Below are 13,350 nucleotides of genomic sequence, written 5' to 3'. Positions count from 1 at the left end.
TCACGATCACACCGCGGCGCCGTCGCCGTGGACCACTTCTTTCACGATGAGCAGGCGGTACGTCGAACCGTCGGGCGAGTGCCACCGGTGCGGGGTGCCCGAGCGGCAGTAGACCGAATCGCCCACGGTCAGCGAGCGCTCGCCGAAGGGGCCGAACGAGATGACGATCGCCCCCTCGAGCACCGTGAGGAACTCGTCCTCGTCGTGCACGTAGTGGTCGCCGGGCGCGCCGTTCGACCCCGTGAATTCGAGCGGTTCGAAGCGGCGCGGTCCCTCGGCCAGCAGGCGCGCGGTGCCCTCGGCGTAGGGCCCGATGACCCCCTCGCCCGCGGCGACGAACGACGGCCGGCAGTCCTGCTCCGCACGCGGGGGCTCGGAGCCGGCGATCAGCTCGACGCGGCTGGTGCCGAGGGCGCGGGCGAGTCGCTCGAGGCTGGCCATGCTGGGTCGCGCCAGCCCGCGTTCGAGCTGGCTGAGGAACGGGTGCGACAGATCGGCCGCCTCGGCGAGCTGCGTCAGGGTGAGGCCGCGCGCTTTGCGCAGGCCCCGCAGGTGCGCGCCGAGGCGTTCGTCGCTGGATTCGGCGGGGGGAAGCGGTGCCGGTGGTGCCATGGAGGTCATCGTGTCACCCTCTCGAACAGGCGGGCGACGATCTCGCCCTCGTCGGCGCGCACGAGTCGTCCGGCGTCGACGACGACGCGTCCGCCGACGACGACGGTGCGGGGGCGCCGCCCGGGCGAGGCCCACAGCAGCCCCGCGACGGGATCGGCGACCCCGGCGTCGGCGACGCCCGAGACATCCCACAGGCAGAGGTCCGCGGCCGATCCCGGCGTGAGGCGACCGAGCTCGGTCCGCCCCAGTCCGTCGGCCGATCCCGAGGTCGCCATCGACAGCACCTCGGATGCCGGCAGCTGCGGCCCCACGAGGGCCGAGACCTGCATCGCCAGGCGGGCGTCCGCGAGCAGGTGTCCCGCGTCGTTGCTGCCGCCGCCGCTGGTTCCGAGTCCGACGGCGATCCCGGCGTCGCGCAGCGCGCGGACCGGAGCCACCCCCCATCCCATCGGCACGTCGCATCCCGGGGCGTGGGTGGCGGAGGTCCCGGATGCCGCGACCCGTCCGATCTCGTCGGGGGTGACGTCGCACAGGTGGGCGAGGGTGACGTCGGCGGCGAGCCATCCCCAGTCCTCGAGCAGGTCGAGGGGGCGGCGGCCGTACCGCTCGAGGGCGATCTCGACGTCGACGACCTCGTTCGCCTGGGTGCGTCGGCGCAGTCCGTGGCGATGGGCGACCTCGCCGAGCAGGTCGAAGGTCTCGCGGGGGTCGCTGTGGACGCCCGCGGGACCGACGGCGACCTGCAGCATGCCGTCGGCCGAGACGCCGCCGGGACGGTCGGGGACGAGGGCGTCGACGATCGCCTGGGCCGAGGACGCGGCCTCTTGCGGGTCGTCGCGGGCGGCTCCGCGGACGGAGACGAGGCGCGCGCCGACATCGGCCGCCGCCGCGGCGGCGGCCCGCGCCATGCCCACCGTGTCGGCGCCCGAGGGCCAGGTGAGATGGTGGTCGGCGACGGTCGTCACTCCGCTCAGCAGCGCCTCGGCGAGCCCCGCCCGAGCGGCGAGCCCCGTCAGCTCGGGGTCGATCCCCGCGGCGTTGTAGGCCGCCGCCATGGCGGGCAGCCACTCGCGCATCGGGATGCCGCGCGTTCCCGGCAGCGTCCGGAATGCCGTCTGCAGCAGGTGGTGGTGGGCGTTGACCAGCCCCGCGGTGACCACGCATCCGCTCGCGTCGAGGATCTCGGCGTCCGTCGTGTCGGCGTCGTCGACCACGGCACCGTCGACGACGATGACGTCGCCGGTGCGCACGCGGCCGGCGTCTTCGAGGACCGCCACCGCCCCGCGTACGACGAGGACGCTCATGCGCTCCTCACGCCGCAGAAGACCGCGCCCTCGTCGGCGCGGGACGTCGCCCCGCCGTGCAGGCGTGCGCCGGTGCCCTCGCGCAGCGGCCGGGCGCTGGCGGAGTGACGGGATGCCACGATCTCGGCGATCACCGACAGTGCCGTCTCTTCGGGCGACGACCCGCCCAGGTCGAGCCCCAGGGGGGAGTGCAGGCGCGAGAGCTCGGCATCCGTCACCCCGGCCGCGCGCAGCAGCTGGGCGCGGCGGTTCACGGTCGCCCGCGCGCCCATCGCGCCGACGAATCCCACCGGCAGGCGCAGGGCTGCGCGCAACGCGGGGACGTCGAGGCGTTCGTCGTGCGTCAGGACGCACACGGCGGTGCGCTCGTCGGGGTCGTCGAGGGTGGCGAGGTACTCGTGCGGGGCGGCGACGACGACCTCGGCCGCCTCGGGGAAACGCTCCCGCGTGGCGAGCAGGGCCCAGTCGTCGCACACGGTCACCGCGAACCCGGCGGCGGCGCCGACGCGACACAGGGCCGCCGCGTGCTCTCCGGCGCCGAGGATGATCAGTCGGGCAGCGGCGGGGCGGTGCAGCACGAGGGGCTCGCCGTCGAGCTCGAGCCGGAGGGTCGCGGCTCGCCCGGCTCGCGCGGCGTCGAGGGCGGGTCGCGCGTCGGCGTCGAGGGGGTAGGCGACGACGTCGACGGCGCCGCCGCACGCGAGCCCCGCGGCGATGGGGGTGACGGTCCCGTCGGCGGTGAAACCGAAGCGCGCGCGGCGGACCGTTCCGGTGCGCAGGGCGTCGAGGCCCAGCATCACGGCGTCGCTCTCGACGCACCCGCCCGAGATCGAGCCGATCACGCGCGCGTCGCGGGTGACGGCGAGGGTGGCGCCGATGCCGCGCGGGGCGCTGCGCACCACCGCGGTGACCGTGACGGCTGCGACGGGGACGCCGGCATCCATCAACGGCACCAGGTCGGCGGCCAGATCGAGCATGGACGCGACCGTAGTCGGGGCGTGTTTCGCGCACGCTACGCTGTCGTGACCATGCCGCCCGAGCCCTCTGCCGCCGTCTCGGGACTGGTGCTGGCCGCGGGGGCGGGGCGGCGCTTCGGCGGGCCCAAGGCCCTCGCGCGCACCGCGGCGGGCACGCCGTGGCTGGCGCTGGGCGTGCGATCCCTGCTCGAGGGCGGATGCCGCGACGTCACCGTCGTGCTCGGCGCCGCCGCCGACGAGGCGACGGCGCTCGTGCCGGCGGGGGTGTCGGTCGTGCGGGCCGAGGACTGGGCCACGGGGGTCGCGGCGTCGTTGCGAGCGGGGCTGCGCTCGCTCGCCGAGGGGGACGCGGTCGCGGCTCTCGTGCTGCCGGTCGACACCCCCGACATCGTTCCCGCCGCGGTGGCCCGGGTGCGGCGACGGGCTGCGCCCGACGCACTCTCGCAGGCGACGTACGACGGTGCGCCGGGGCATCCCGTGCTGCTGGGGCGGGAGCACTGGGCCCCGTTGTCGGCCGCCGTGAGCGGCGATGTCGGCGCGCGTCCGTACCTGATCGCTCGCGAGGCGGAGCTGGTCGAGTGCGGCGACCTGTGGTCGGGCGCCGACCGCGACGAGCGCGCCTGACCACGCGGGGTGCCCCGCGCTTCGGCCCCGTCGCTTCCGGACCGACCGCCGCGCGACTCCTCAGTCCGGTGGCGGCGGAGCGAGCCGGTACAGGATCCGCGGGCGTCCGCGCGCTCCGTAGCGGTGCGCGAGATCCAGCACGCCGGTCGCGACGAGGTGCTCCAGGTACCGCTGGGCCGTCGCGCGCGACAGCCCGCACGCCGTGGCGACCTCGGCGGCCGACGCGAACGAGACCGGATCGAGGCTCTCGCGCACCCGGTCGAGGGTGACCTCGGCGAGCCCTTTCGGCAGCGACCCGGGTGACGTCCGCTCGGGCACCCGTACGCTGCCGGCGCCCAGCAGGCGATCGATGTCGCTCTGCGACAGCGCCCGGTCGCGGTCGGCCTCGGCGCGGGCGCGGCGCTCCTCGCGATACGTGTCGAGGCGGCGTCGCAGCACGTCCTGCGTGAACGGCTTCACGAGGTAGCCCACCACATGCGCCGCGAGGGCCTGACGCACGGTCACCTGGTCCTGCGACGAGCTGATGACGAGCACGTCCAGGCCCTGCGCGCCCAGGGTGCGCAGCCGGTGCAGCACCTCGACCCCGCTGATGTCGGGCAGGCGCATGTCGAGCAGCACCAGATCGACCCCGTCACGGGCGCGCGCGACCGCCGCCTCACCGGTCGCGGCCGAGCCGACCAGGCGGAAACCCGGCACCTCGTCGATCGAGCGTCCGTGCAGGGCCCGGGCTGCGGCGTCGTCGTCCACGACGAGCACCCGGATCGCCGGCGCCGTCACCGCGGCACCGCCATCTCGAACGCGAAGCGCGCCCCGCCGAACGCCGAGCGGCCCACCAGGATCTCGCCGCCGCGGTCGCCGATCGCACGGCGCACGAGCGCCAGACCGATCCCGCGGCCGGTGCCCGTGGCATCCCTCTTCGACGAGAACCCCGCTGCGAACGCCCGCTCGATGTCGCGGGCGTCGAGCCCCGGTCCGTCGTCGTCGACCGCGCCGTGCAGGGTCTCACCCACCTGCGACAGCGTGCAGCGCACGCGCGAGGCGCCCGCCTCGGCGGCGTTGCGGCACAGGTTCGCCAGCACCATCAGCACGGTCTCGTCGACCGGCAGACCGCGGTCGACCTGCACCTCGAGGTGGGCGCCCAGAGTCGACACCTCGGCGCGCAGGGCCTCGAAACTCGCCCCGACGACCGAGGGGCCGAGCCGGGTGTCCGAGGGCTCTCGCGGGGTCAGCGTCGGGACGGCGTCCGAGATGTAGGCGAGCGCGTCACGCGTGTCGCCGTGCGACACCAGGCCGTGCAGCACGTGCAGGCGCGTGCCGAACTCGTGCGCCTGCTCGCGCAACGCCGTCACCGTGCGCGCGGTCTGCTCCTGCTCGGCGGCGAGCGCGTCGGCGCGGCGGAAGCGCCTCTCGATCGCCGCGGCGAGCAGCGACGACGCCAGGGTGCCGGCCACGAGAGCCCCCAGACTCCACGGCAGCAGCGCCCCCAGCGCCTCGTCGCGCTCGGACAGGATCCGCGACTCCAGCACCCCCACCGCGACCATGCCGACCACGGCGTCGCCGTCGCGGATCGGCACCTTGGCGCGCAGCGAGCTGCCCGACGGGCCGGTCTCGGTGCCCAGGAAGGGCGTGCCCGCGAGCACGCTCGCGTTGGCCGTCTCGACCTGACGGCCGCGCTGGGCGGTGTCGGGGTGGGTGATACGCACCCCCTCGTCGTCGGTCACGACCACGTAGAACACCCCGGTCGTGCGCTCGACCAGATCGGCCAGGGGCTGCAGCACGGTGGTCGCCGGGGCGAGGTCGACGGCGTCCGCCAGATCAGCGGGTGCGCCGGATGCCGAGACGCTCGCCGCGGCCGCCCGCACGTCGTCCAGCTCGGCGAGACCCGCGGCCACGTCGAAGACGCGATCGGCCGTGTCGTCGCGGATCCGGCGCTCCTGCACGGACGCGGCGATCACGGTGGTCAGGCCCACCGCCGTGAGCACGATCAGGCTCGGCAGCACCACGAGCGCGCGCCGTACGACCCGGGCGGTGGCCGGGGACAGGGACTCGCGCATGGGGGCTCTCTTTCGCACGCAATATGAGCACAAAGCGACCGGGGGGTGCGCTGCGCCCGCTCCGGCTGAGAGCGTCGTCGCATTCTGCGCAACGACGACGTTCGCAAGGAGGAGCTGTGATGACGGAGCCTACGCTCTCATCTGTCCCTGACCATCCACCGGCCGACCGGCCGCGTCGCCGATGGATCGGCCGCATCGCGGGGGGAGCGGTCGCCGCCACGGCCATCGCCGTCGCCTCGTACGGCTCGATCACCTCGGCATCCGCCGGCGACGACATCCACGCCTCGATGACGATCATCGCCCCCGCGGCGGCGGGCGGCGGATGGGACGGCGTCGCGCGCGAGCTGCAGCAGGCGCAGAAGGCCAACGGCCTGGTCAACAACGTCCAGGTGGTCAACATGCCCGGCGCGGGCGGCACGATCGCCCTGGGCAACGTCTCGGTGCTCTCGGGGCAGCCCGGCAACCTGCTCGTCGGCGGCACCGGCCTGCTGGCCGCGACCGTGCAGTTCGGCTCGGCCGCGACCCTCGACGACGTCACGCCGCTGGCCGTCATGGTCGGGGAGTACGACGTCATCGTCGTCCCCGCGGATTCGCCCTACCAGAGCCTCGACGACCTCGTCGCGGCCTGGAAGCAGGACCCTCGTGCGTTGCCCTGGACCGGGGGAGGGTCGTTCGACCAGCTGGTCGTCGCCGAACTCGCGCTCGCCGCCGGGATCGCCCCGGTCGACATGACCTACATCTCGTCCGACGGCGGCGGCGAGGCCATCCAGGCCCTGCTCAACGGCACCGCCCAGGCGGCCGCGGGCGGGTACCCCGACAACATCGACCAGATCGAATCCGGCCGTCTGCGCGCCCTCGCGCTGGTCGCCGCCGAGCCCATCGAGGGCATCGACATCCCCACCGCGGTCGACCAGGGGTACCAGGTCGGCCTCACCAACTGGCGCATGCTCGCCGCCCCGAGCGGACTCAGCGACGAGCAAGTCGACGGGCTCACCGAGCTGGTGCTCGACTCGGTCGCCACGCCCGAGTGGGCCGATGCCCGCGCCCGCTACCACTGGACCGAGCGCCTGATCACGGGCGCCGACCTCGACGCCTTCCTGGTCGACGAGCGCGAGCGCATCGAGCTGCTGTACGAGGAGATGGGCCTGTGATGCCGTCCAACAACCCCACGTCCGTCTCGGCGACGGTCGGCGACCGCCTGCGCTTCCAGCGCGGCAGCGGTCTGCGCGGCATCGCCAAGGCGCTCATCATGCCGGGAGTGCTCGTCGCCTTCGCGGTGTACCTGCTCGTCGGCATCGTCACCATGAGGGTGCCCGCCAACGCCGCCTTCCCCGGGCCGCAGTTCTTCCCGGGGATCATCGCGGCGGGGCTGTTCCTGTTCGCCGGCATCCTCGCCGTGGGCGCCGTCCGCGGGGCACTGGTCACGCCCACGGCCGACGAGGAGCAGACCGGCGATCGCGCGGTGCGCGTCGACTGGCGCTCGTTCGCCTGGGTCGCCGGGTCGTTCCTCGTGTTCGCGTTCGTGCTCGGCATCCTGGGCTGGATCGTCGCGGCCGCGCTGCTGTTCGCCGGGATCGCGCGCGGATTCGGCCAGCGCCGGATGCTCTTCGCGCTCCTGGTCGGGCTGACGATCAGCTCGCTCAGCTACATCGCCTTCGACATGGGCCTCGGGCTGTCCCTGCCCTCGGGAATCCTCGGATGGAGCTTCTGACATGGATGCACTGATCCTGCTCGGCGAGGGATTCGCCGGGGCTCTCACGTGGCAGAACCTCATCTGGGTCGTCGTCGGCTGCGTCCTGGGCACCGCCGTCGGCGTCATGCCGGGACTGGGCTCGTCGATGGCGGTGGCGCTGCTGCTGCCGGTGACGTTCTCGCTCGACCCCACCGCGGCGTTCATCATGTTCTCGGGCGTGTACTTCGGCGGGCTGTTCGGCGACTCGACGACCGGCATCCTGATGAACACCCCCGGTCAGGCCTCGGCGATCGCGTCGACCTTCGAGGGGCACAAGATGGCGCTGAACGGCCGGGCCGCGCAGGCCCTGGCCACCGCGGCCATCGGCGCCTTCGTCGGCGGCATGATCGCGGCATCCCTGCTGGTGTTCTTCGCGCCGCTGCTGGCCGGGCTGTCCAGCAGCTTCGGGCCGGCGGAGTTCTTCGCCCTGGCGATCTTCGCGTTCGCGGCGACCTCGTCGGTCGTCACCGACAACGCCGCGAAGGGACTGGCCTCGCTGTTCCTGGGCCTCGGGATCGCGGTGGTCGGCATCGACGGCGTCACCGGCACGCCGCGCTTCACGCTGGACTCGCCCAACCTGTTCGACGGCATCTCGCTCGTGACGGTGACCGTCGGCATCCTGGCCCTCGGCGAAGTCATCCACGTCGCCGCGCTGGAGCGGCACGTGCGGGGGCGGGCGATGGTCCGGCCGTCGGGGCGGCCCTGGCTGACGCGGCGCGAACTCCGCGAGGCGGCTCCCGCGTGGCTGCGCGGCACGGCGATCGGCCTGCCGTTCGGCGTGATCCCCGCGGGCGGGTCCGAGATCCCGACGTTCCTGTCGTACGGCCTCGAGAAGCGTCTCGACGCGCGCCGAAAGAACCCCATGTTCGGCAAGGGGGCGATCCGCGGCCTCGCGGCGCCCGAGGCGGCGGGCAACTCGACCACGGGCATGGCGATGGGCTCGCTCCTGGCGCTCGGTCTGCCGGTGTCGGCCACCGCGGCCATCATGCTCGCCGCGTTCCGCCAGTACGGGCTGCAGCCCGGCCCGCTGCTGTTCGAGCGTTCGCCCGACCTCGTGTGGGCGCTCATCGCGAGCTTCTTCATCGCGATGATCGTGCTGCTGGTGCTGAACCTGCCGTTCGCGATGCTGTGGGCGAAGCTGCTGCTGATCCCCCGCCCGTACCTGTACGCCGCGATCGCGGTGTTCTGCGGACTCGGCATCTACGCCACTTCGGGTGCGACATTCGACCTGCTGCTGCTGTTGGCGATCGGACTGCTCGGCTTCGTGATGCGGGCGCACGACTACCCGCTCGCCCCACTCATCATCGGCATGGTGCTCGGGCCGCTGGCCGAGACGAGCCTGCGGGATGCCGCGATGAGTGCCAACGGCGACTTGACCACTCTGCTGCAGGGGCCGATCGTGCTCACCATCTACGCGGTGCTGCTCGTGGTGCTGCTGGCCGCGGGGCGCAACCGCCTGCTCGCCCGCCGGCGCGCGAAGGCCGCGACCGCGAAGGAGTCCGTCGAGGTCTCGTGACCCGGGCGCGGGGACGGGCGGGATGCTGCGGCATCCCGCCCGTTCTTGCGTTCGGTGGCGGCGAAGTGTCGCTGGGTGCGTTGGGTGGTGCCATTTGGCGCCGATGAAGGGGCGCGGGGTGCCTGCGGGGGCGGGGCGCGCTTGGGTGGCGGCGAAGTGTCGGGGGATGCGTTGGGTGGTGCCATTTGGCGCCGATGAAGGGGCGCGGGGTGCCCGCGGGGGCGGGGCGCGCTTGGGTGGCGGCGAAGTGTTGGTGGGTGCGTTGGGTGGTGCCATTTGGCGCCGATGAAGGGGCGCGGGGGCGCGAGGCGAAGTGGCGCGGGGCGCGCGGCGCAGGGGCGCAAAGGCCCGGGGGCGCAATTTTGACGTGGCTATAGACAAAACCCCCCTCGATGGATATTTTTTCGGAGCCGTCATAATTCGACGGACCACAGAGCCGGGACGACGACGTACCCGATCCGACGCCGGGGAGGGCGCGGGTGCGACCAACGGGGGTCCCTGCAGTTCAGAGAGGAACGCAGATCACATGCTGAAGAAAATCCTGACCGGTGCGGCCATCGCGGCACTGGCCGTGGGCCTGGGGGCCTGCAGCTCCACGCGTCCGTCCGACGGGGGCGGCGCCGCCGCCGGCGGCGCGAGCGGGGACTGCAACGTCGGCATCGCCATGCCCACCCGCAGCCTCGAGCGCTGGATCAACGACGGCGAGCAGCTGCAGCAGAAGCTCACCGACGCCGGCTGCACCGTCGACCTGCAGTACGCCGACAACAAGACCGACCAGCAGATCAGCCAGATCCAGAACCAGATCTCGGGCGGCGCGAAGATCCTCGTGATCGCCGCGATCGACGGATCGACCCTGGGCCCGGTGCTGCAAGAGGCCAAGGCGCAGAACGCCACGGTCATCGCCTACGACCGCCTCATCAACGGCAGCGAGAACGTCGACTACTACGCCACCTTCGACAACTACAAGGTCGGCACCCTGCAGGGCCAGTACATCGAGGAGCAGCTCGGCCTGAAGGACGGCAAGGGCCCCTTCAACCTCGAACCCTTCGCCGGCAGCCCCGACGACAACAACGCGAAGTTCTTCTTCGCCGGCGCGTGGGACGTCCTGCAGCCCTACGTCGAGAGCGGCAAGCTCGTCGTCCCCAGTGGCAAGTCGCCCGCCAACGATGACGCGTGGGCCTCGATCGGCATCCAGGGCTGGGCGTCCGACAAGGCTCAGGCCGAGATGGACAACCGCCTCTCGTCGTTCTACGGCGACGGCAAGAAGGTCAACGTCGTGCTCTCGCCCAACGACAGCCTCGCCATCGGTATCGAGGCGTCGCTGAAGTCGGCCGGATACACCCCCGGCGCCGAGTACCCGCTCATCACGGGACAGGATGCCGACAAGGCCAACGTCAAGGCGATCCTCGACGGTGCGCAGGCCATGACGGTGTGGAAGGACACCCGCGCCCTCGGCGACCGCGTCTTCACGATGATCCAGGAGATCAAGGACGGCAAGGAGGTCGAGGTCAACGACACGAAGACCTACGACAACGGCAAGAAGGTCGTGCCCTCGTACCTGCTGACCCCCGAGGTCGTCGTCAAGGACGACGTGCAGTCCAAGCTCATCGACTCGGGCTTCCTGAAGGCCTCCGACGTCGGGCTCTGAGTCCCACCGGCCGGGGCGGGTGCGCCCGTCCCGGCCCTCCCGCGGCGAGGCGGGTCCGACCGCCTCGCCGCTTCATCCTCGCCGCCCGGGCGGGGGAGCCGACGGAGGAAGAACAACCATGACCGAACCGATCCTGCGCATGGCGGGGATCTCGAAGTCGTTCAACGGCGTGCCGGCCCTGGCCGACGTGTCGATCGACGTGTACCGCGGCGAGGTGCACGCCATCTGCGGTGAGAACGGGGCCGGCAAGTCCACGCTCATGAAGGTGCTGAGCGGCGTGTACCCGGCGGGGGCGTTCGAGGGCACCATCACCCTCGAGGGCGAGCAGATGGCGTTCCGCTCGATCAACGACAGCGAGGCCGCCGGCATCGTCATCATCCACCAGGAGCTGGCGCTGAGCCCGTACCTCTCGATCGCCGAGAACATCTTCCTCGGCAACGAGAAGTCCAAGCGCGGCGTCATCGACTGGAACGCGACCAACACCGCCGCGGCCGAGCTGCTCAAGCGCGTCGGCCTGCGCGAGAACCCCGCGACGAAGATCTACGAGCTCGGCGTCGGCAAGCAGCAGCTCGTCGAGATCGCCAAGGCCCTCGCCAAGGAGGTCAAGCTCCTCATCCTCGACGAGCCCACGGCCGCGCTCAACGACGACGACTCCGCCCACCTGCTCGACCTGATCGACCAGCTGCGCACACAGGGCATCACCTGCATCATCATCAGCCACAAGCTCAAAGAGGTGCTGCGCATCTCGGACCGCATCACGATCATCCGCGACGGCCGCACGATCGAGACGATGCGCCGCGACGACCCCGAGACCGACGAGGGGCGCATCATCCGCGCCATGGTTGGTCGAGACCTGAACAGCCTGTTCCCGCCGCGCGAGCCCGACATCGGCGACGAGCTGTTCCGCGTCGAGAACTGGACCGTCCACCACCCCGTCGACACCGAGCGCGTCGTCATCCAGGACGCGTCCTTCATGGTGCGTGCGGGCGAGATCGTCGGATTCGCGGGACTCATGGGCGCCGGGCGCACCGAGCTGGCGATGAGCATCTTCGGTCGCATGTACGGCACGGGCATCTCGGGCGAGGTCTACAAGAACGGCCAGCAGATCGACGTCCGCACGGTCGACTCCGCGATCAAGCACGGCATCGCCTACGCCACCGAGGACCGCAAGAAGTACGGCCTCAACCTCATCGGTGACATCCAGGTCAACGTCTCGGCCTCGGCCCTCGCGCGCCTGGCCCGCCTCGGCGTGGTCGACCGGTACCGCGAGTACAAGGTCGCGGACTCGTACCGCTACAAGATGAACATCAAGGCGCCCAGCGTCGCCGCGATCACCGGTCGCCTCTCGGGCGGGAACCAGCAGAAGGTGGTCCTGTCGAAGTGGATGTTCACCGGGCCCGACGTGCTGATCCTCGACGAGCCCACCCGCGGCATCGACGTCGGGGCGAAGTACGAGATCTACGGCATCATCAACGAACTCGCGGCCCAGGGCAAGGCCGTCATCGTCATCTCGTCGGAGCTGCCCGAGGTCATCGGCCTCTCCGACCGCATCTACACCATCTCCGAGGGACGCATCACGGCCGAGGTCAGCCGCGACGACGCGACGCAGGAGACCCTCATGCGGCACATGACCGCCGGAAGGAACTGACAGAAATGGCCACCGCATCCACCCAGACGGTCGACGCGCCGACGCAACCCGGGCCGCGACGCCGCGGCATCCTGTCGCGCATCAACTTCCGTCAGTTCGGCATCCTCGCCGCCCTCGTCATCATCATCGCCCTGTTCCAGGTGCTCACCGGCGGGCGCCTGCTGCTGCCGGGCAACGTCAACAACCTCATCCAGCAGAACGCCTACGTGCTGATCCTCGCGATCGGCATGGTCATGGTGATCATCGCCGGTCACATCGACCTGTCGGTCGGCTCGGTGGTGGCGATGGTCGGGGCGATCGCCGCGATCGCGATGAACCAGTGGGGATTGCCCTGGTACGTCGCGGTGGTGCTCTCGCTGATCGTCGGCGCCGTCGTCGGGGCGTGGCAGGGCTTCTGGGTCGCGTTCGTCGGCATCCCGGCCTTCATCGTGACCCTCGCGGGCATGCTGCTGTTCCGCGGGCTGACCCTCGTCCTGCTCACCGGGGGCACGATCAGCGGCCTGCCCGACGGCTTCACCGCGATCGGCGCCGGCTGGCTGCCGCCCGTGCTCGGCTACGTCGGCAACTGGGACAGCCTGACCCTGCTGCTCGGCGCCATCGCCTGCGTGCTGCTGGTGTTGCAGCAGCTGCGCACCCGCGCGACGCTGCGCCGGCTCGAGCTGCCCCGCGAACTGGCGTGGTCGTTCTGGCTGAAGAACGCCATCGCGGTCGTGGTCATCATGGCCGCCGCGTTCACGCTCGCCACCTACAACGGCACCCCGATCGTGCTGATCATCCTCGCGGTGCTCGTGCTGGCGTACACCTTCGTGCTCAACCGCACGACCTTCGGCCGGCACATCTACGCGATGGGCGGCAACCTGTTCGCCGCGGTCATGAGCGGCGTCAAGACGAAGTGGGTCAACTTCTTCATCTTCGTCAACATGGGCGTGCTCGCGGGCCTGGCCGCCGTGGTCAGCACCGCGCGCGCCGGCGGCGCCGTCGCCGCGGCCGGGCAGAACTACGAACTGGATGCCATCGCGGCGGTGTTCATCGGCGGCGCCGCCGTGCAGGGCGGCATCGGAACGGTCGTGGGTGCGGTCGTCGGCGGCCTGGTCATGGGCGTGCTGAACATGGGTCTGTCGATCCTCAGCGTCGACGCCGCGTGGCAGATGGCGATCAAGGGCATCGTGCTGCTGCTGGCCGTCGCGTTCGACATCTTCAACAAGCGGCGCAACGGCGGTGTCTGACCGGATGGG

The 13,350-nt window shown here is 71.8% G+C and carries 12 protein-coding genes; 7 read left to right on the top strand and 5 right to left on the bottom strand.

Translation table 11 applies throughout. The features are described from left to right. Positions 1–6: 6 nt before the first annotated feature. Genes DC432_RS09480 through DC432_RS09470 form a run of 3 tightly spaced genes read right to left on the bottom strand, consistent with a single transcriptional unit; the run spans position 7 to position 2,893 of the window. Positions 7–621 (bottom strand): helix-turn-helix domain-containing protein, encoded by a 615-nt coding sequence (locus tag DC432_RS09480; protein ID WP_116537685.1) that lies wholly within the window; start codon positions 619–621, stop codon positions 7–9. Next, positions 618–1,916 (bottom strand): amidohydrolase family protein, encoded by a 1,299-nt coding sequence (locus tag DC432_RS09475; RefSeq protein ID WP_116537684.1) that lies wholly within the window; start codon positions 1,914–1,916, stop codon positions 618–620. Before DC432_RS09475 ends, DC432_RS09480 begins: the two co-directional genes overlap by 4 nt. Next, positions 1,913–2,893: an XdhC family protein gene (locus DC432_RS09470; RefSeq protein WP_116537683.1), complete on the bottom strand. Its 981-nt coding sequence runs from the start codon at positions 2,891–2,893 to the stop codon at positions 1,913–1,915. The genes DC432_RS09475 and DC432_RS09470 overlap by 4 nt, the downstream gene beginning before the upstream one ends. A gap of 51 nt (positions 2,894–2,944) precedes the next feature. Between DC432_RS09470 and DC432_RS09465 the strand changes: the two genes are divergently transcribed. Continuing rightward, positions 2,945–3,517 (top strand): nucleotidyltransferase family protein, encoded by a 573-nt coding sequence (locus tag DC432_RS09465; protein WP_116537708.1) that lies wholly within the window; start codon positions 2,945–2,947, stop codon positions 3,515–3,517. A gap of 60 nt (positions 3,518–3,577) precedes the next feature. Here DC432_RS09465 and DC432_RS09460 read toward each other — a convergent pair whose 3' ends face one another. Together DC432_RS09460 and DC432_RS09455 are read right to left on the bottom strand one after the other, a co-directional pair. Beyond that, positions 3,578–4,294, bottom strand: a complete 717-nt coding sequence (locus DC432_RS09460; RefSeq protein ID WP_116537682.1) for a response regulator — start codon at positions 4,292–4,294, stop codon at positions 3,578–3,580. Beyond that, complete coding sequence (locus DC432_RS09455; protein ID WP_116537681.1) at positions 4,291–5,571, bottom strand: sensor histidine kinase; 1,281 nt, start codon at positions 5,569–5,571, stop codon at positions 4,291–4,293. Before DC432_RS09455 ends, DC432_RS09460 begins: the two co-directional genes overlap by 4 nt. A gap of 119 nt (positions 5,572–5,690) precedes the next feature. Here DC432_RS09455 and DC432_RS09450 point away from each other — a divergent pair, with 119 nt between their 5' ends. The 6 genes from DC432_RS09450 (at position 5,691) to mmsB (ending at position 13,341) form a co-directional block, all read left to right on the top strand. Further along, positions 5,691–6,722 (top strand): tripartite tricarboxylate transporter substrate binding protein, encoded by a 1,032-nt coding sequence (locus DC432_RS09450; RefSeq protein ID WP_116537680.1) that lies wholly within the window; start codon positions 5,691–5,693, stop codon positions 6,720–6,722. Beyond that, positions 6,722–7,282, top strand: coding sequence for a tripartite tricarboxylate transporter TctB family protein (locus DC432_RS09445; protein WP_116537679.1), 561 nt, complete (start codon positions 6,722–6,724; stop codon positions 7,280–7,282). Before DC432_RS09450 ends, DC432_RS09445 begins: the two co-directional genes overlap by 1 nt. A gap of 1 nt (position 7,283) precedes the next feature. Further along, the gene (locus DC432_RS09440) at positions 7,284–8,819 is read left to right on the top strand and encodes a tripartite tricarboxylate transporter permease (protein WP_116537678.1); all 1,536 of its coding nucleotides are present in this window, start codon (positions 7,284–7,286) and stop codon (positions 8,817–8,819) included. A gap of 526 nt (positions 8,820–9,345) precedes the next feature. After that, on the top strand, positions 9,346–10,467 hold the full coding sequence (gene chvE, locus DC432_RS09435; RefSeq protein ID WP_116537677.1) for a multiple monosaccharide ABC transporter substrate-binding protein: 1,122 nt from the start codon (positions 9,346–9,348) through the stop codon (positions 10,465–10,467). A gap of 118 nt (positions 10,468–10,585) precedes the next feature. Next, a complete protein-coding gene (gene mmsA / locus DC432_RS09430) occupies positions 10,586–12,115 on the top strand; it encodes a multiple monosaccharide ABC transporter ATP-binding protein (protein ID WP_116537676.1) in 1,530 nt (509 codons plus the stop codon). A gap of 5 nt (positions 12,116–12,120) precedes the next feature. Next, complete coding sequence (gene mmsB, locus DC432_RS09425; RefSeq protein WP_116537675.1) at positions 12,121–13,341, top strand: multiple monosaccharide ABC transporter permease; 1,221 nt, start codon at positions 12,121–12,123, stop codon at positions 13,339–13,341. Positions 13,342–13,350 lie beyond the last annotated feature (9 nt).

It is taken from the genome of Microbacterium testaceum, from assembly GCF_003075375.1.
Classification (GTDB): Bacteria; Actinomycetota; Actinomycetes; order Actinomycetales; family Microbacteriaceae; genus Microbacterium; species Microbacterium testaceum_E.
Note: the sequence above shows the minus strand (reverse complement) of the source record. Positions and strands in the feature narration are given on the sequence as shown.